The sequence below is a fragment of the Pedobacter sp. UC225_65 genome (assembly GCF_042698365.1).
In the GTDB taxonomy this organism is placed as follows: Bacteria; Bacteroidota; Bacteroidia; order Sphingobacteriales; family Sphingobacteriaceae; genus Pedobacter.
In genome coordinates this window covers 3,361,796-3,379,838 of record NZ_CP170550.1, presented here as the reverse complement: position 1 = coordinate 3,379,838, position 18,043 = coordinate 3,361,796, and the positions used below count along the sequence as shown (strand labels likewise).

Sequence of the window (18,043 nt, the reverse complement as noted above, 5' to 3'; positions counted from 1 at the left end):
AATAAAAAAAGTAATTTAGTGCCATAACCTTAATTTTACACCATGAAGAAACTTCTACTTCTTTCACTTATGGCGATCAGTATGGCATCATTTGCACAGCAAACGCCTTTTGAGCGTAGCAACAAAAAAGAAACCACAACCTATGCCGAAGCCATCGCCTTTTACGAAGGTTTGGCCAAAGCATTTCCACAACAGGCAAAATTATTTACCTATGGAAGTACAGATTTCGGGAAGCCTTTACATCTTTTGGTTTTATCTAAAAAGGGCATATTTGATCCCAGTGCATTAAGAAAAAGCAATAAGAGGATCTTCTTGGTCAACAATGGTATCCATCCTGGAGAACCAGAAGGTATAGATGCGAGTATGATGCTGTCTCGAGACTTATTAAAAGGAAATAAACTACCTGAAGATGTGGTGATCTGTATCATCCCAGTATATAACATCGATGGTAGCCATAACCGCAGTGGTACCTCGAGGGCAAACCAAAATGGGCCTGTTGCCTATGGTTTTAGAGGTAATAGTAAAAACTACGACCTGAATAGGGATTTCATCAAAACCGATTCTAAAAACTCACAGGCATTTCAACAGATTTTTAACACTTGGCAGCCTGAAATATTTGTAGATACACATACCAGTAATGGAGCGGATTATCAATACACCATGACATTGATTCCTACCCAAAAAGACAAATTGAACCCAATTTTATCGAGTTACCTCACCAAAACCATGGTGCCTGATCTTTATAGCCAGATGAAGGGCAAAGGTTATGAGTTGATCCTTATGTCAACTCTATCAACGAAACGCCAGATGCTGGAATAACAGGTTACATCGAATCGCCAAGATATTCTACTGGTTATGCTGCACTACACAATACAATTGGTTTTATGCCAGAAACGCACATGCTCAAAACCTTCGATAAACGTGTAGAATCGACCTATAAATTATTGCAGACCTACATCGACATCATTGTTCGTGATGCAAAAGTAATTGGCGAAAACAAACGCAAAGCTGATGAATTTACCACCCAGCAGACCGTATTTCCATTAGATTGGAAGTTAAACCGCTCGGTTTACGACAGTATCGATTTTAAAGGTTATGTAGGCAAAAAGAAACCAAGTGAGGTAAGTGGGACCGATCGTTTGTATTACGACCGAAATGACCCTTACACCAAAAAAATAAAATATTGGGACCAGTTTGAGCCAAGTTTGACCGTAACCAAACCGATTGCCTATGTTATTCCAAAAGCTTGGGATAGGGTAATCGAGTTATTGAAACTGAACAACGTTAAAATGCAACAATTAACGGCTGACACCAAACTGGATTTGGAGATGTACTACATTGGTGATATGAAGACTGGTACACGCCCTTACGAGGGACATTACCAACACTCGGCAGTGGTATTGAACCCAATGCTGCAAAAAGTGCAATTTTATGCCGGCGATTATGTGGTATATGTAAATCAACCAAACAACCGTTATATTGTAGAAACCTTGGAACCTCAAGCGATTGATTCGTTTTTCAACTGGAACTTCTTCGACTCTATCTTAGGACAAAAGGAGGGCTATTCTTCTTACGTTTTTGAGGATACCGCAGCAGAACTTTTGAAAAAGGACCCTGAGCTGAAACAAAAACTAGAAGCTGAAAAACTGAAAAACCCTGAATTGGCCAAAAGTGGAAGGATGCAATTAGATTTTGTGTATAAAAATTCCGACTATTACGAAAAAACCTATATGCGCTATCCTATTGGAAGGCTTAAACAAGACATCAAACTCAATTTGAAATAACATGATGCAATATCTTAACGACACTCCTGTAGCTTCTATCATATTTCTCTTTACCATTGTAACGAGCATTTATGCCTTTAACGACCCACAGGTGTATGGTAAGTTTATGATGCATCCCTATACGGTAAGCAAAGGCAAAAAGCTATATACCTTTATCACCAGCGGATTGATCCATGCCGATTGGGGGCACTTGTTCTTTAATATGTTTACCTTCTTTTTCTTCGCTTTTAAGTTAGAAATGATGATCGGCCATTGGCAGTTTGGATTGCTCTATATTTTGAGTTTGATCTTGAGTGATATTCCTACTGTGATCAAACACAAAGACCATTTCTGGTACAATAGCTTAGGCGCATCTGGCGCAATTAGTGCGGTATTGTTCAGTTATATTCTATTTGAGCCCTTAAGTATCATTGGTGTAATGTTCATCCCCATGCCTGCCATTGTGTTTGCTGTACTTTACCTGGTCTACTCTTGGTACATGTCTAAAAATGCAAAAGACAATATCGGACACGATGCCCATTTTTTCGGTGCCTTAACTGGATTGATCTTTACCGTAATTTTTGTACCTGGAATAATCCCTTATTTCTTAGAAAAACTATTCGGTTAGGGGTAGGTGGGGTTCAGCAAAATAGCTCATTGGTGCGGTAGGTACCCTTAATGATCTCGAACAAGGTATGGCCCCAAGGTTTCCAAAAGTTTTCTAACACCTGTCCATAGGTTTTGTTGGCCCAAGCATCAAAGATTGCTTTATTTTGTGTACCTCTTAAGGGCATAGCATCAATATAAACCACATCATTTACGGGTATGATATTGTATTCTGGCAAGCGGTTAAACAAATAGGCCGAATAGAAAAAACGGGCAGCAATCTCTTCAAACTGTTGGGTAGATAAAGGTTGCTCTTTGATGAAATCCAATAACCCTTGATGATACCTTTTATTGGTTCCATTATCTTGTAAACAGGCGATGATACCAAAATCCTTAAATTTTAAAGAGAAAGTCAAGGTGTTGATCTCGTCCCTAAAACTAAATGCGGTATCGGTATCTGTTAAAGGCACAACCACAATAGACCAAGGTGTAAAATCTTCTAACACTACCTCACGATAAATGCTTTGTAGCATGGTATGTAGGTTACCAAACTTATGCATCAATCCCTGCGACATGTTCATGCCATCGCCACTTAATTGCTGCAAGCGAATAGCGCCCTGCATTTCGATATACAAAAAGCTGTACATTAGTTTACCGATCCAATTGAACAGGTCTTGTTCTGGCAGGGCAGAAACACCCGCATAACCTTTACCAAAAGCTAAAGCCACTTTATCTTCCAAAGGAGATACAAACTGGTCGTATACTGTACTGTTGCAAGGCACCACCAAACTTTTATAGGTACGGATGGTTTCGTCCAACAATTGGATCTGCTCATTCCCGGTAAGGTTGGCCATAGACAGCAGCCAATCTGGCAAAACGTTAATGGTTACCAAGGGTGATGTAAAACCATCACCACTTAAAAAGCATTTATCGGTCTTAAAATCAAAGTTTTTGAATGGGTTGTACAGGGCAGTATTCATTGCTGCAATATTAGCTAATATATTTTTAGTGCCCATCCTTATCTAGATATTTTAACGTTCGCATTACTTTTAAGCTGGGCAACATTTGGTGTAAAACAAAAAATCTCTATAGCGCAAACTATAGAGATTCTTCATTTTATTCAGCATCAATAAAATCAATACCTGTTATAGAAATAACCAATCTCATCAACCAACTGTGCGTAGATAGGTTTGGTAAATTCTACAAAAAGCGCATCTGGAGGTGGTGGTAAAGATTCTCTTCTTTTGGTCATTTGCAGCTGTTGTTTGCTCAATGCACGTTCATCGCCTTTATAACTTGCCCAACTGTCTTGCCATACAAAAGTTCCAGGTAGTTTTTGTCTTTTGATGACCTTACGGCTTGTCCAATCTGTAATGGTCAGGTCTAATAAACCTGAAGAAGAAACTCTTTTGTCGAAAATGCTCAAGGTTGCTTTTACGGTTCCGTAAATCTTTCCATTAGCCCTGGTTTCCCCAATCACTACACTATCTTTTTTAAGTTTTTCAACCCTTTCTTTTACATAAGTCTGGCCTACTACAAAATCATCAAAATTTAAACTCAACACTTGATCAGGCGTAATTCTTTGTTTACTGGCTTGTTGTTCTGAATAAAAGATAACGAATTTATTTTTCTGGTAGTTGGCCATAAACTGGTCTATCTGCTGTTGAAAATATTGATTGCTCAGTTTATAATAGTTACTGTTAACCACTACAGGCTGTACAACTACCTTTACTACAGCAGCCCAATAAGCATCTTCGATCTTATCTTTTACATCTTTATAGTTTGGGTATAACTGCTGGGCTTTTTCAAAACTATAATAGGCATTTTTTGCACTGGTACGGGTATTTTCGTTCATCATCTTTATACCCAAAGTATATCTTACCTCTGCAGCTTTATATTTGGTGTCTTCTACTTCCCTTACAAATCGCTGTGGATTTGGAACCACGGTTAGGCATGATGGACAACTGTTGATTTCCTCTCCCAATTGGTTGATCTGTTGGTAATCTGCAAGGATAGACTCCCACCTTAATACATTGGCAGATAGTTTTGCATCATCTATTTTTCTGAGGTGGTCTTTTAGGGCCAACTCATACGCTGTTTCTAAAACCTGTAACGCTTCTGTATTTTTTGGCGAGTTCTTTAAACGGTCTACAGCTTTTGATACTGAAGCATCGTAGTTTCCTTTTTGCAAAGCTTTTTTTCCGGTGGTACATCCAACAATTAGTATGGATAAATAAATAAAATACCGTAATCTTGAACTGGTTTTCATAACAATAGGATTTAGCGTTATCGGATACAAATATAGGTGAGGATCCATCCCTTTTAATAACAAGACGATTTAAAATGAAAATAAGTTGCAAAGAATTTGAACTAGAATTAAAACATCCTTTTTCGATTTCGAAATTTACAAGAACAAGTACCCCATTATTGCTTTTAAAGGTCAATTACAAAGATTTTACAGGTTATGGTGAGGCAAGCATGGTGCCTTATATGGGCGAAAGTTATGCTTCGGCCAACGCTTTTTTGGCCAAGGTAGACTGGAGCAGGTTTCAATTTCCTTTTGATTTTGCCGAAATCCATCAATACCTAGATCAATTGGCTCCTGGAAACCCTGCTGTAAAGGCCGCTATTGACATTGCCTTAAACGACATCAATGGCAAAATCTTAAATCAGTCTTGCGCTGCCATTTATGGAGCTGACCCTGCCAAGATGCCCATCACTTCTTACACCATTGGCATTGATAGCCCTGAAGTGATCAAAGAAAAGGTTGCAGATGCAAAAGGGTTCAAGGTGTTAAAAATCAAATTGGGTAGAGACAATGATAAGGAGCTGATCCAAACGATCAGAAGTGTAAGCAACTTACCTTTATATGTGGATGCCAACCAAGGATGGAGTGATAGGAAACAAGCTATTGAGATGTGTTATTGGCTACACGACCAAGGGGTATTGCTGATTGAGCAACCAATGGACAAAAATAACCTAGAGGGCAATACTTGGCTTACCCAACGCAGCCCGATACCAATCTTGGCTGATGAAGCAGTGCAGCGTTTAGCTGATATGGATGGACTAAGAGGTGCCTATCATGGCATCAATATCAAATTGATGAAAAGTGCCGGAATGTACGAAGCCCATCAAATGATATTAAAAGCAAGAAGTTTTGGGATGAAGATCTTAATTGGTTGTATGAGTGAAACCTCTATTGCTACTTTGGCCGGAGCAGCACTTGCGCCCTTATGTGATTGGGCAGATTTGGACGGACCTTGGTTAACCAAAAACAATCCATTTGATGCACCAGAGATGAAAGAGGGCAGATATATCTTAAACAACCAACCTGGTTTAGGGCTAACTGGGATTGACCTGAATTATTTCCTTCTTAAGCTTAAATTAAAATGCTGACCCCAGTTTAGCGAGGTCAGCATCTGTATTTTATTTTCTGATGTCTTTTCTAACATCTTTAAGCAATTGGATCTTAAAGAATAAGAAAGCGGCAAATGTTGCAGCAAAAAAAGCAACAATCAGCCAGCTGTTGTTGTTAAAGGCCCATCCCATTCCAAAAATAGAGAGGATCAAACCTAAGTTATAGAATACATTGATGGCAATTTTTTTACCCATAAGTGAGAAATAATGACTGAAGGAAGGAGTTTTGAACGATGGAATAGGCAAAATCTCCTATTCACTCATTCAAAATTCGCCCATTCAAAATTAATAAACTGGCATATTTGGATCAAAAGCTTCTTGCCAAGCTAAAATCCCTCCTTTAAGGTTATACAGGTTATCAAAGCCATGCATCTGCTCTAATTGCATAATTGCGGCAGCGCTTCTTTTACCACTACGGCATTGTACAATTACAGGTTTGTCTGTAGCAATTTTTTCAGTTTCAATTAAGATACCGCCCAATGGGATGTTTACACCATCAAGATTTGAAGTTTCATACTCGAAAGTTTCTCTCACATCGATCAATTGAAAATCTTCTTTGTTATCTATCTTTTGTTTAAGTTCTTGTACCGAAATCTCTTTCATGTTCTTTATATTTTTTACAAATATACAAAAAACACTTATTGCGAAGCTGTTGTTAATTGTGCCATCGGAATTTTGACTTTTTGGATAACCGACACACCATCCCTGAAAGAAACATAATAAAGCATCTCTGTGCTTTCATCGTAAAAGGGACTGGTATCAAAACTTTGTCCGTTTACTTTTGGTCCCAGGTTTTTAGGGGTAGACCAATTTTTCCAGGTATCATCCAACCTCGCGCTTACATATAGATCAAAATCTCCATAACCACTATAACCATTACTGGCAAAGATCAATGTTTTATTATCGCTTAAAATAAAAGGATTGGTTTCATCGGCAGCAGTATTTAATCCTTTGCCCATGTTTTGAAGCAGGCCGTAGGTATCTTCATCTTTGGGCTGGGTAAAATAAAGGTCATATCCCCCTTGGGTCAAGTCAGACTCTATTCCAAAAATAATACGTTTGCCGTCCTTTGTCAAAAATACATCTGCATAATCGCCATAATTGGTATAGGCCACTACTTTTAAGGGTTTTTGATAGGTAAATATCCCTTCATTCAGGTTAAAAAAATCAAAACCTAACACATCCCCATCTCTTCTGAACTTGTTCTCACTGCCCATCAGCAATGTTTGGGTTGCCGGAGCATAACCAAAAATGTAATTGAGCCTTTTGTCATTTCTGATCTTTTTGGTTACATCTACAATTTCTTTTGGGTGTGTCAGATCAATAGCATGGATCTCGCTTGCTTTTTCGTACCTGCTAATGGTGTAGAATAGGTCATTTTCGAGGATGAAGATTGAGCTCAGGTCGTAATCGTTATCTGGTGCATAAACCAGTTTTTCGGCATTGCCCAGTTTTTCAGCTTCAGGAATCAGGTTAATTTGTGGTTGTATCGGAACTTCACTGTCAGAAATGGCAATGGCGTCGATTTGTTTTTGCCCTGGCTTTAACGAAAAATTGAATTCTATACGCACAATCTTCACGTTATTCTCCGGTACATCCAAGATAAAATAGGCAATATCTGCATTGCTTTCTACATTGGGGGCGACTTCTATCTTGCGTCTCTTTCTATTAAAATAATAAGCCCTGTCTGCATTTCCTTTCGACCGCAAAGTATTCATCCATCTTACAAAACCACCTTGTTTTTTATTTACGGTATGGAGTTTGCCAGAAGCATCGCCCACCATAACTCGGGTTATACAACCTGCATTTAGGTTTTCGAACACGGCAATCTGTTTTACAGTCTGTGCTTGTTCAAACTCAACATCTACATAGGCATTGCCCAAAGCATCTTTAGCCACCCAAGCATTGGCACTTGGTCCACCCTGCGGAAAAGCATCTGGTTTACCTAAAATACGCTTTACGCTATTCAGTTTTCCGCCTGATCCGACGAATATTTGAGCACCTTGCTGGCATACTGCACTTGTTGGGCCTGAGCAAATAATGGCCCAAGTAAAAGGAAAAAGAAGATTTTGTTCATTGTTGATTTGGTTTTCAGTTATAAAAAACGGCTGCAGGTAATCCTGCAACCGAACCATAAACAATGTTGTTTACACAACTAGTTGTTGACCTTTATTTTCTCTACTTTTTTACCTTTGAAAGCGAAGATAAACTCTCCATCATCTGTAATATCAATACCATCACCATATCTTTCACTTCCACCTTTCCCTTTTGATTCTACTTTTCCTTTGATGGCGCCATTGCTCATGTCAACCCCATAGATTACATTTTTGGAATTCTTTTGGTTGCGCAAAAAGTAATTACCACCAATTTCGTAGAAGAAATCAACATCAGGCAATTTATCTGTAGCATAAACCCTTTTGCCGTCTGCCTTTTGGTAACTGGCCAATCCTTTTTCTGATAGGACAACCACGGTTTCTCCAAAATCGATCACATCCGTTGCTTTACCTACTCTTGCATCATTGTGTTTTACATCAAACAATTGTTTGCCAGATTCAATATCATAAGCATAAAACTCATCGCCATCCCCAACAAAAACTGTTTTATCCTCGTTGATGATCATATCGGTAATGCGTTTATCAAATCGCTCTGAACGCCACACGGTTTGTCCTGTTTTATCATCTAAAGAAAGGATCCCATTTTTTTGGTTGATGTAGTCTGTATAGATCTTGTATTCTGTTTCGGTTCCACTGGTGGTTCTCCTGGTTTCAATCTCTTGGACTTCCACTTTACCTCCAACTTGAACCATTACCCTATTGTTTGTTCTGTAGATATGGGGCATAGAAAATGCACCCGCAATTTTTTCTGAAGCCCAAATCAGCTTACCTGTTTCCAGGTCGTGTTTTTCTACATATTTTGTGCGACTACGGTTGGCGAAGATTACGATATACACCGCGTCTTTGGTAAAGATGGGTCGGCCAAAGTTCCATAGATTCCTTTTTTAGATCGGTTGCCCAATATGCCCGACGACTTGCTCATGTCGTTTTCGTATTCTACCTCCCAAACCTTTTGTCCATTATCCAGATTGAAACATTGCAGCCCATCTAACCATAAGAAAACCTTATTTCCTTTGATATCCAAGTTGACCAGGGCTTCTCTAGAGATCAGTTTCTTTTCAATCGTACCCCTAAAAGTGGCATCCCATAAAATCTCTCCATTGGCTGCATTGATCTTAACCAATTGATTTTTAAATCCTGAAAACAATGCCGCTAGTGCTGTTGGTTTATAGTTAATCATTACGATTTCGTTTTTGCTTCTATCGTAAACATATTTGCCGATACTCCCCTTAAACAATTTCGTTTCCCAGATTTTTCTCCAGTTTTTGCCTTTACCATGTTCAACCCATCTTTTTGGGCAATCATAAAAGCATCCAGTTCGTTGATGTAGTTAACGGTTTCTACTGGACCACCATCTTTAGAAAGCAGGTTCTGATAGTTTTCAGAGTTCCACATCTCTTTCCCTGTTTTCACGTCGATTACGGCTACACGATCAGTACCCAATTTTCTGCTGTCGAAAAGGAAAAGGTAACCACCATCTACACTTTTGATGTAGTATTGGAATTCAGAGTTATTGGTTTTATTGGTCGTGATCTTTTTGAAATCACCTTCCCAGATTTGCTTGCCGTCTCCATCTAGAACAGTTGCTGAGTTATCGTCAGAGCCTAGTACAAATGTACCTTGCTGGTTGATCATGGATAATCTGTTGGCCTTGTTCGCAAATTCTGATTCCCAAACTGTTTTAAAGTTTCCTGATTTTTTGCTGGCTTTGCCACCACCGATCAGTTTACCAAGTTGTGCATGTACGGCTCCTAAACTAAGGGATAGGAGTAAGGTTAATGCGAGTAATTTTTTGTTCATGGTTTTTAGTTTTTGATATTATTCGATAGTTATGGTTTGTCTAATTTTGTAGCGTTGCTGCTTGGGCAGTTTGAACTCGAATTTCTGCTTCAATACCAGGTCGGATACATATTCAATGAAATCAATATTCTTGATGTCACTATCTACCTTGAAAAAAGAGGAAACTTTGCCATTTTGTACCACGGCCATATCTACTACCACATAGCCCTTTACCTCATTGAATTTTTTGTTTTTCTTTTTTAGAAAATCAGTGCTTTTAAACAGTTCACTTATTTCTTTCGTTACGGCTTCTTGCACCTGCTCTTCTTCTGTAAGTACAGGTCTCTTTTGTGCATGGGCCTGAAAAGTGCCCAAAGAAATAACCAATACGCCAAAGGCAAATAAGTAGTTTTTAAGGAGGAATAGATTTTTCATTACAGAAAGCGTTTATTGATGCTTTCAAAATTGGGCCAAATTAGCCGCTGTTTAAATACCCGCAATTTGGTATTTTAGTATACCCAATAACACGTACGCAATTCATTTTTAGAGCGCTGGGTGTAACAAGTTGGGTTAATGAGCGTTTAATAGTAAATCTTGATTAATCGGTTAATTTCATGAATGACATCTCTCGTTTCTTTTGGTTTTGCTCTGGTGCGCATATCTCCACTTTAGAAAAGCACCCCACAGAGCATAATAAATACCTTGGCATAGGTGCAACGATATTTTTTACAGGATTATTTGCCGCACTTTCTGGTGGTTACGCCATGTATTTTGTATTCAAAGGGGGAGATTTCGCTTGGTTGTTCGCTTTGTTTTTTGGAGTCGATCTGGGGATTGGCCATTTTTAACATGGACCGTTATATCGTATCCAGTATCAATAAAAACGCGAGCACCAACAAACAGATCTTACAGGCAACACCGAGGATTCTTTTGGCCATTATGATCGGCATGGTGATTTCCAGGCCCTTAGAACTAAAAATTTTCGACAAAGAATCAAAGAGCGATTAAACGTAAGCTACCTTAATGGACAGCGTTCAAAAATCGATACCCTCAACAAAGCCTTTGATAAAAAATATACCATTGAGCTGAACAAGCTCAAAGATGCCAAAGCACAACGCGACTCGTTGGCCGCAGCCATCAAATCTGATAGACAGAAACTCAACTTTGAGACCTTCGGTAACAAAACGACCGAAACATCGGGGGTAATGGGTTATGGCCCTTATGCCAAGATGAAAGAAGCAAGTCTTAAACAGAGACAACAAAATCTAGATACATTGTCGCAGGATGTACGTAGCCTAGAAAAATTTGTGGATGGTAGAAAACAGTTTGATGGTTTACTGAGCGAAAAGCTTTACACCAAAAAACAATTAGACAGCTTAAGCAATATTGCTGGTTTTGCCGATAGAAATTGGGCACTTGGACAGCTGAGCTTTAATGTTGACGGAACAAGGGACACCAACACAGCTATTGCGGTTACCTTTATTGGCCTATTGTTCATTTTCTTTGAGTGTTTACCTGTTTTTGTAAAGCTGATGAGCGGTCGTGGTCCTTATGACCAGTCTGTAGAAAATCTAGAAATCTCACAAGTACATCAATCTAACAAAGAACGAGAGTTTGAGGTAGAAGTGGCTGATGGTATCCACGAAACAAGGGTAAGTACCGAAATAGAAAAACGGAAGGAACTGATCCGCAAAAGTGCCATTAGAGAACTGAACCAAGAAGAATAATTGGCCTTGCAAATGCAACAGAACTGGTATTAATTTGCGTACAATTTGTAGTTTTTACCGAATAGCAGTACCTTGAGGCAATATTTAGATTTATGAAGAAAATTATACTTGCCTTTCATTTAATTGCAATGGCTACCGCTGTTAATGCACAACAGGAAATTAGCTACGAGGTTAGTTTTAAAAATGCAATCCATCACGAGGCGCAGATCAGCATGACCATTCCAAATGTACCTGCCGGACCTTTAAAAGTTCGCATGGCCCGTTCATCACCTGGCAGATATGCCACCCACGAGTTTGGTAAAAATGTTTACAACTTCAAGGCTTTTGATGCCTCTGGCAAAGCATTGGCCTTAAAACAACCCGCAGGCGATGTTTACGAAATTCCAACCCATGGTACGAGTGTAAAAGTGACCTATACCTTATTTGGCAATTGGATCGACGGCACTTATGCCGGTTTTGACGAAACCCATGCCCATATGAATATTCCTGCAACTTTTGCTTTCCCTATCGGGATGGACAAAAGACCGCGTATCGTGAAATTCGACTATGCTGAAAAACCAAACTGGAAAGTGGCTACCCAACTCAAACCAATGGGTCAGGACAAATATTATGCGCCCAACTTCCAATACTTTATGGATAGCCCCATAGAGATTTCTGCCTACAATACAGCGAGCTGGCAAGTCAAAAACCCTGATGGCAAGATTCAAACCATACATGTAGTTTCTCATTCTAACGACGAACAACAAACTATTGACCGTTATGCAGAAATGTTAAAGAAAATGGTGGCTGAGCAAATGATGGTTTGGGGAGAGTTGCCTAATTTCGATTACGGCAATTATTATTTTCTACACGATGTGTATCCAACCTACGCAGGTGATGGAATGGAACATCGAAACTCTACTTCGATTGTACAACGTACTCCAAAAATTGCAGGTAACGAGTCCAATTTGCTAGGTACTTTTTCACATGAGTTTTTCCACGCCTGGAATGTTGAACGCTTGCGACCAAAAACCTTAGAGCCGTTCAATTTTGAGCACTCCAATGTAAGTGATGAGCTGTGGTTGGCCGAAGGATTTACACAATATTATGGCAATCTTTTATTGACAAGGGCAGGATTTAGAACAACCGATAATGCGGCACAAACCTTTAATGGATTGGTAAATAGTGTATTAAATTCTCCAGGTGCTAAAAACTTCTCACCAATAGCAGCCAGTAGATATGCTGTTTTTGCAGATGCCGGTGTAGCCATAGACCAAACCAACAAAGGAAACATCTTTACTTCTTATTATACTTACGGTGCAGCGGTTGCCTTAGCATTAGACCTTCGTTTAAGGGCAGAGTTTAACCTTACACTAGACGATTATATGCGTGCCTTATGGAAAGCTTATGGTAAACCAGAAATTGCATATACCGTTCCAGACCTACAAAAAACACTAGGCCAATTGACCAAAAACCCAACATTTGCAGCAGATTTCTTCAAAAATTACATTTATGGAACTGCCAAGAATGATTATGCCAAATTATTGCTCAATGCTGGTTATGTATTGCGCAAATCAAATCCTGATAAGGCGTACACAGGTTTAGGTAGATTGACTTTCGAAAACGAAAAAGCAGCTTTGCCTCAAACCACCATAGGCACACCTGCCTATAATGCTGGTTTAGATGTTGGTGCCATTTTATTAACAGCCGATGGGGTAGAAATTAAAGACCAAGCCGCTTTAACCAAAGTAACAGACGCACACAAACCTGGTGATGTGATCACCATTACCTATAGCTATAACGGGCAAGAAAAAACCACCAAACTTACTTTTGCAGAAAACCCAGCCCTAGAGCTTGTTTCTATAGAAAAAACTGGTGGTGTACTTACACCTGCAATGCAGACATTCAGAGACAATTGGCTGCAGACAAAAATTAAATAATCAAACTAAATTCGGTTAATTCCGACCCTAACTATTATAAAAATACAACTGATGAAAAAAACACTTTACACGCTATTCTTGCTGTTTGCAGCTACTGTTGCCTCGGCCCAAGACATTAATAAGATCATAACCAAAGACTATGTAGACCATTTGATCAAAACCTTAAGTAGTGATGAAATGCAGGGGAGAGCAACCTTCTCGCCAGGATCGACAAAGCGGCTACGTTTATCGAAAGTGAGTTCAAACAAATCGGACTTAAACCTCTTGCTGGTGCTTCTGGTTACCGCCAAACCTTTTACAAATACCAACTGAAGCCTGCTTCGGCACAGGTTACCATTGATGGACAAACCATTGCTAACGATAATGTATACGTAGCTGGGCATAACAATGAGCAATTGACCTTTGACCAGACCAACAGTGATGGTTGGATTAAACTTGATCCCGAAAAAACCTTTATGGCTCAATACAGAACACTAGGAAGAGCTGGCAAGAAACAGATCGTATTGGTTGATGCCAAATTTGCAGAAGACTTTAAACGTCTTAAAGCAGGTTCTTCAAGAGGTACAATGGTAGATGATATCAATCCTGCAAAAACTGCAGCTATGGTTTTCATCCTTGGTTTAGACAACATTGCCAAAGACTTTAAAGTAGAATTAAAAAACACGGTAACCAAAATGCCTTTGTTTAACGTAGCTGGTGTTATCCCAGGAAAATCAAAAGCTAAAGAGTTGGTCATCTTTTCTGGTCACTATGACCATATGGGTATCGTTAAACCTAAAGAAGGAGATAGCATCATGAACGGTGCCGACGATGATGCTTCTGGTACATCGGCAATGATCGCTTTGGCCAAGTACTACAAAAAACTAAACAATAACGAACGTACTTTGATCTTCGTGGCTTTTACTGCTGAAGAAATTGGTGGTTTTGGCGCGCGTTACTTCTCTCAACAATTAAACCCTGATGATGTAGTGGCCATGTTCAACATCGAAATGATCGGTAAAGACAGTAAATTTGGTAAAAACACCGCTTTCATTACGGGTTATGATAAATCAGATTTCGGAAAGATCTTACAGAAAAACCTAGAAGGTACTGAATTTACTTTCCACCCAGATCCTTACATTTCGCAGAACTTGTTTTACCGTAGTGACAATGCTACTTTGGCAGCTTTGGGTGTACCGGCACATACCATTAGTACCGACCAGATTGACACGGATAAACATTACCACCAAGTAAGTGATGAGTACGGAACGTTGGATGTAGAGAACATTTTATCAACCATTAAAGCAATTGCCAAAAGTGCAGTAAGCATTGTTAAAGGCATTGATACTCCATCAAGAATTCCAAAATTAAACCAATAAACAACACAATTTACCCTAAAACAACACTATTTAACCTTATGAAAGTTTTTAAATCAATTGGTCTCTCACTAATAGGCACCGCTTTGTTGTCGATGCAGGCCATACAGCCTGCAGTAGCGCAAACCGGCGAGACCCTATTGTTAAGAAGTCCCACAGTTAGCAACAGCAACTTGGCCTTTGTATACGGTGGAGACATCTGGATCGCCAATAGGGATGGAAGCAACCCTAGAAGATTAACTGTAAACCCTGCCGTAGAAACTAGTCCGATATTTTCTCCAGATGGGAAACAGATTGCATTTACAGGCAACTATGATGGCAATACCGACATTTACACCATTTCCATTTATGGGGGTGAGCCAAAAAGGGTAACCTACCATCCAAGTGCTGATCTGGTAAAAGGTTGGTTGAACAACAACGAGGTTTATTTTACATCAACCAGAGACTATAAATATGCATTGACTTCAAGAATGCATAGCATTGGCATTGATGGCAAAAACGAAAAACCCTTACCGATGCCAGAAGCTGTTCAGGGCTCGCCATCAAGCGATAAACGTTATTGGGCCTACATCAAGAACACCGATCCAACTGATCGTTCTAACGTAGCCTTTAAGCGTTACCGTGGTGGAGGTATGCCTCAGATCTGGATCTTCGATACCAAAACAAACGATATTGAAATTATTCCAGGAACTGGGGCCAATAACGTTAAACCACAATGGTTGGGTAACAAAGTGTATTTCTTGAACGATAAAGATTTGACTTTAAACCTTTACAGCTATGATACCAAAAGCAAAAAAGTAGAAAAGCTGACCAATTACAAAGATTTCGACATCAAATCGTTAACCGCAGGTGAAGGTGCCTTGGCTTTTGAACAAGGAGGTAAAATCAATCTATTAGATCCGAGTACCAATAAGGTAACTACGCTTAACATTAGCATCCAAGCCGATGCGCCTTATAAACGTCCACGTTATATAGATCTGGCAAGCGATGTACGCAATTTTGAGATTTCTCCAAAAGGCGTAAGAGCATTATTCGAAAGCCGTGGTGAGATTTTTTCTGTACCAAAAGAGAAGGGCGATGCCAGAAATCTTTCCAATTCGCCAGGGAGTTATGAGAAATATCCAGGCTGGTCGCCAGATGGAAAATATATCTCATATTTATCAGATAAAAATGGAAAATACCAACTTGTTCTACAGAACCAAGTTACCAAAGGCGCTCCAGAGTATATTGATTTGGGTGATACTCATTTTTATTTTCAACCTACTTGGTCGCCAGACAGTAAAAAGCTTTTTTATGGCGATAGTCACTTGAATTTGTTCTACATCGACATCAACGACCGTAAACCAGTTTTGATTAAACAAGATAAACTAGGTTCAACAACCAACAGGACTTACAATTCACTTCAACCTACGTGGTCGCCAGATTCTAAATGGATTTCGTATGTAGCAACTTTACCAAACACGGTAAGTGCGGTATTCCTTTTCAATTTAGAGAAACAGACGCATACGCAGGTAACGGACGGCATGAGTAATGCCGTTGGACCAAGCTTTAGTAAAGATGGTAAATACCTGTTCTTCTTAGCCAGTACAAATGTGGGCTTAACCAATAGTGGTCTGCACATGTCGGCCTACGAGCATTCGCCAAACTATAATGCTTATGCTTTGATCTTATCAAAGAAAACTCCTTCACTGTATAAAACAGAAAGCGATGAAGAAACGGTAAAAGCAGATGAGCCAACTCCTAAAAAAGAAGAACCGAAAAAGGAAGAGCCAAAGAAAGACGCAAAAGACAGTAAAGACAAACCTGCAACACCAGCAAAACCTGCTGATGCGGTAAAACCAGTTGAAATCGATCTTGACAATTTGAATAACCGCATCATTTCATTACCCATTCCTGCCAATGGTTTATCCAGCATTTTTGGTGATGTAGATGGACAGCTATTGTTTATCCGAAACGGCGAATTGAGCACCTTAAACTTGAGCAAGATGGAAACTACCGTTTTAATGCCTGGCGTGTATGGTGCAACGGTAAGTGCTGATGGAAAAACCATGATGTATACCTCTAGAGGAAGCTACTTTATTGTCCCTGCTGCTCAAAAACCTGCCTCATCAGAAGCTGGAAAGATCAAATTGGACGGTATTAAAGTTTTGGTAGATCCAGTAGCCGAGTGGAAACAGATGTTCAATGAAGTTTGGCATATGGAAAAAGAATATTTCTATGCCGAAAACATGCATGGTACAGATTGGCCGGCAATGAAAAAGAAATATGAAAAGTTTTTACCTTATGTAAACTATAGATTAGACCTTGCCTACCTATTCAATGAAATGATGGGCGAGATGGTAGTGGGCCATAATTATATCTATCCAGGTGACGAACCTAGTGCGCCATCGGTTTCGGTGGGGATGCTGGGTGCAGATTACCAGATAGAGAATGGTTTTTATAAAATCAGCAAGATCTTTAACCGTTTAGATTGGAATCCAAGCTTTAAAGCTCCATTGGCAGAACCTGGATTGAACATTAATGAGGGCGATTTTATCGTTGCAATTGATGGTGTGCCACTTACTGCAGAAACTTCGATCTATAGCCTTTTCGATTTTAAAGCGGGCAAACAAGTAGCCATTAAAGTAAACAACAAACCTAGTTTGGTTGGCGCCAGAGAAGTGGTGGTGGTACCAATTACCATAGCAGGCGAGATGGACTTGCGCAAAACCGAATGGGTAGAAAGAAACAGAAAACGTGTAGATCAACTTAGCGATGGCCAAATTGCCTATGTGTACATGCCAAATACCGGTGCTGAAGGTTATACCAGTTTCAACAGGTATTATTTCTCTCAAATGGACAAAAAAGCGTTGTTGTTAGACGAACGTAACAATGGTGGTGGCTCAGTAGCCGATTATGTAATCGACCTCTTAAGCCGCGACCTGATCAGTTATTGGGGCATTAGAGATGGTAAGAGCTTTACTACTCCCGGTAATGGCATCTTTGGTCCAAAAGCCATGTTGATCAACGAAAATGCAGGTTCTGGTGGCGACGCGATGCCATATATGTTCAGGTTTAAAGGCTTGGGCAAATTGGTAGGCCGTACCACCATGGGTATTTTAGTAGGAATCAGTGGTTATCCGAACCTTTTGGACGGTGGTAGAATAACTTCTCCAAACTTTGGTATTTATGATACCAATGGCAAATGGATCATCGAAAATGAAGGCGTTGCTCCTGATATTTTTGTAGAGCAGACTCCGAAAGACCTATTGGAAGGTAGAGTACCTCAATTAGAACGCACCATTAAAGTGCTTCAAGATGAGATGAAAACCTATAAATACCCTAATGTTGCAAAACCTAAAGATCCAATAAGAGGACAATAGA

18 protein-coding genes and 1 pseudogene are annotated in these 18,043 nt (G+C 39.6%); 10 read left to right on the top strand and 9 right to left on the bottom strand.

From position 1 onward, the window contains the following. Nucleotides 1–42: 42 nt before the first annotated feature. The 3 genes from ACFJIZ_RS17780 (at nucleotide 43) to ACFJIZ_RS17770 (ending at nucleotide 2,391) form a co-directional block, all read left to right on the top strand. Nucleotides 43–819 carry a M14 family zinc carboxypeptidase gene (locus ACFJIZ_RS17780; RefSeq protein WP_379087068.1) on the top strand — a complete coding sequence of 259 codons (777 nt, stop codon included), beginning with the start codon at nucleotides 43–45 and terminating at the stop codon, nucleotides 817–819. A 65-nt stretch (nucleotides 820–884) separates the two neighbouring features. Further along, nucleotides 885–1,784 (top strand): hypothetical protein, encoded by a 900-nt coding sequence (locus ACFJIZ_RS17775; RefSeq protein ID WP_379087065.1) that lies wholly within the window; start codon nucleotides 885–887, stop codon nucleotides 1,782–1,784. A 4-nt stretch (nucleotides 1,785–1,788) separates the two neighbouring features. Continuing rightward, entirely contained in the window at nucleotides 1,789–2,391 is a 603-nt protein-coding gene (locus ACFJIZ_RS17770) for a rhomboid family intramembrane serine protease (RefSeq protein WP_379094098.1), read from the top strand. A 13-nt stretch (nucleotides 2,392–2,404) separates the two neighbouring features. On the opposite strand, the gene ACFJIZ_RS17765 is transcribed toward ACFJIZ_RS17770, so the two are convergent. Both ACFJIZ_RS17765 and ACFJIZ_RS17760 read right to left on the bottom strand, forming a co-directional pair. Then, nucleotides 2,405–3,349, bottom strand: coding sequence for a hypothetical protein (locus ACFJIZ_RS17765; protein WP_379087063.1), 945 nt, complete (start codon nucleotides 3,347–3,349; stop codon nucleotides 2,405–2,407). A 155-nt stretch (nucleotides 3,350–3,504) separates the two neighbouring features. Further along, nucleotides 3,505–4,638 (bottom strand): hypothetical protein, encoded by a 1,134-nt coding sequence (locus ACFJIZ_RS17760; RefSeq protein ID WP_379087060.1) that lies wholly within the window; start codon nucleotides 4,636–4,638, stop codon nucleotides 3,505–3,507. 74 nt (nucleotides 4,639–4,712) lie between these two features. Between ACFJIZ_RS17760 and ACFJIZ_RS17755 the strand changes: the two genes are divergently transcribed. Then, nucleotides 4,713–5,765, top strand: a complete 1,053-nt coding sequence (locus tag ACFJIZ_RS17755; RefSeq protein ID WP_379087058.1) for a dipeptide epimerase — start codon at nucleotides 4,713–4,715, stop codon at nucleotides 5,763–5,765. Between the two features lie 30 nt (nucleotides 5,766–5,795). Here the strand turns inward: ACFJIZ_RS17755 and ACFJIZ_RS17750 are convergent, their stop codons facing one another. The 7 genes from ACFJIZ_RS17750 to ACFJIZ_RS17720 form a co-directional block, all read right to left on the bottom strand. After that, nucleotides 5,796–5,981, bottom strand: a complete 186-nt coding sequence (locus ACFJIZ_RS17750; protein WP_379087055.1) for a DUF6358 family protein — start codon at nucleotides 5,979–5,981, stop codon at nucleotides 5,796–5,798. 90 nt (nucleotides 5,982–6,071) lie between these two features. Beyond that, complete coding sequence (locus ACFJIZ_RS17745; protein WP_379087052.1) at nucleotides 6,072–6,389, bottom strand: rhodanese-like domain-containing protein; 318 nt, start codon at nucleotides 6,387–6,389, stop codon at nucleotides 6,072–6,074. Between the two features lie 35 nt (nucleotides 6,390–6,424). Continuing rightward, nucleotides 6,425–7,921: a hypothetical protein gene (locus tag ACFJIZ_RS17740; protein WP_379087049.1), complete on the bottom strand. Its 1,497-nt coding sequence runs from the start codon at nucleotides 7,919–7,921 to the stop codon at nucleotides 6,425–6,427. A gap of 20 nt (nucleotides 7,922–7,941) precedes the next feature. Next, the gene (locus tag ACFJIZ_RS17735) at nucleotides 7,942–8,736 is read right to left on the bottom strand and encodes a PQQ-binding-like beta-propeller repeat protein (RefSeq protein ID WP_379087046.1); all 795 of its coding nucleotides are present in this window, start codon (nucleotides 8,734–8,736) and stop codon (nucleotides 7,942–7,944) included. Further along, a complete protein-coding gene (locus ACFJIZ_RS17730) occupies nucleotides 8,724–9,080 on the bottom strand; it encodes a hypothetical protein (RefSeq protein WP_379087043.1) in 357 nt (118 codons plus the stop codon). The genes ACFJIZ_RS17735 and ACFJIZ_RS17730 overlap by 13 nt, the downstream gene beginning before the upstream one ends. Then, nucleotides 9,080–9,700: a hypothetical protein gene (locus ACFJIZ_RS17725; protein ID WP_379087040.1), complete on the bottom strand. Its 621-nt coding sequence runs from the start codon at nucleotides 9,698–9,700 to the stop codon at nucleotides 9,080–9,082. The genes ACFJIZ_RS17730 and ACFJIZ_RS17725 overlap by 1 nt, the downstream gene beginning before the upstream one ends. An 18-nt stretch (nucleotides 9,701–9,718) precedes the next feature. After that, entirely contained in the window at nucleotides 9,719–10,114 is a 396-nt protein-coding gene (locus ACFJIZ_RS17720; protein WP_379087037.1) for a hypothetical protein, read from the bottom strand. A 179-nt stretch (nucleotides 10,115–10,293) separates the two neighbouring features. On the opposite strand from ACFJIZ_RS17720, the gene ACFJIZ_RS17715 reads away from it, so the two are divergent. The 6 genes and pseudogenes from ACFJIZ_RS17715 to ACFJIZ_RS17690 all read left to right on the top strand — a co-directional run bounded on the left by ACFJIZ_RS17715 (nucleotide 10,294) and on the right by ACFJIZ_RS17690 (nucleotide 18,042). Continuing rightward, complete coding sequence (locus tag ACFJIZ_RS17715) at nucleotides 10,294–10,527, top strand: DUF4407 domain-containing protein (RefSeq protein ID WP_379087034.1); 234 nt, start codon at nucleotides 10,294–10,296, stop codon at nucleotides 10,525–10,527. Nucleotide 10,528: 1 nt separating this feature from the next. Next, nucleotides 10,529–11,406, top strand: a pseudogene (locus tag ACFJIZ_RS17710) (DUF4407 domain-containing protein). A gap of 92 nt (nucleotides 11,407–11,498) precedes the next feature. Beyond that, nucleotides 11,499–13,325, top strand: a complete 1,827-nt coding sequence (locus tag ACFJIZ_RS17705) for a M61 family metallopeptidase (protein ID WP_379087031.1) — start codon at nucleotides 11,499–11,501, stop codon at nucleotides 13,323–13,325. 51 nt (nucleotides 13,326–13,376) lie between these two features. Beyond that, the gene (locus ACFJIZ_RS17700; protein WP_379087028.1) at nucleotides 13,377–13,637 is read left to right on the top strand and encodes a hypothetical protein; all 261 of its coding nucleotides are present in this window, start codon (nucleotides 13,377–13,379) and stop codon (nucleotides 13,635–13,637) included. Between the two features lie 83 nt (nucleotides 13,638–13,720). Further along, nucleotides 13,721–14,683 carry a M20/M25/M40 family metallo-hydrolase gene (locus tag ACFJIZ_RS17695; protein WP_379087025.1) on the top strand — a complete coding sequence of 321 codons (963 nt, stop codon included), beginning with the start codon at nucleotides 13,721–13,723 and terminating at the stop codon, nucleotides 14,681–14,683. Between the two features lie 38 nt (nucleotides 14,684–14,721). Next, entirely contained in the window at nucleotides 14,722–18,042 is a 3,321-nt protein-coding gene (locus ACFJIZ_RS17690) for a PDZ domain-containing protein (RefSeq protein WP_379087022.1), read from the top strand. The last annotated feature ends 1 nt before the right edge of the window (nucleotide 18,043 follow it).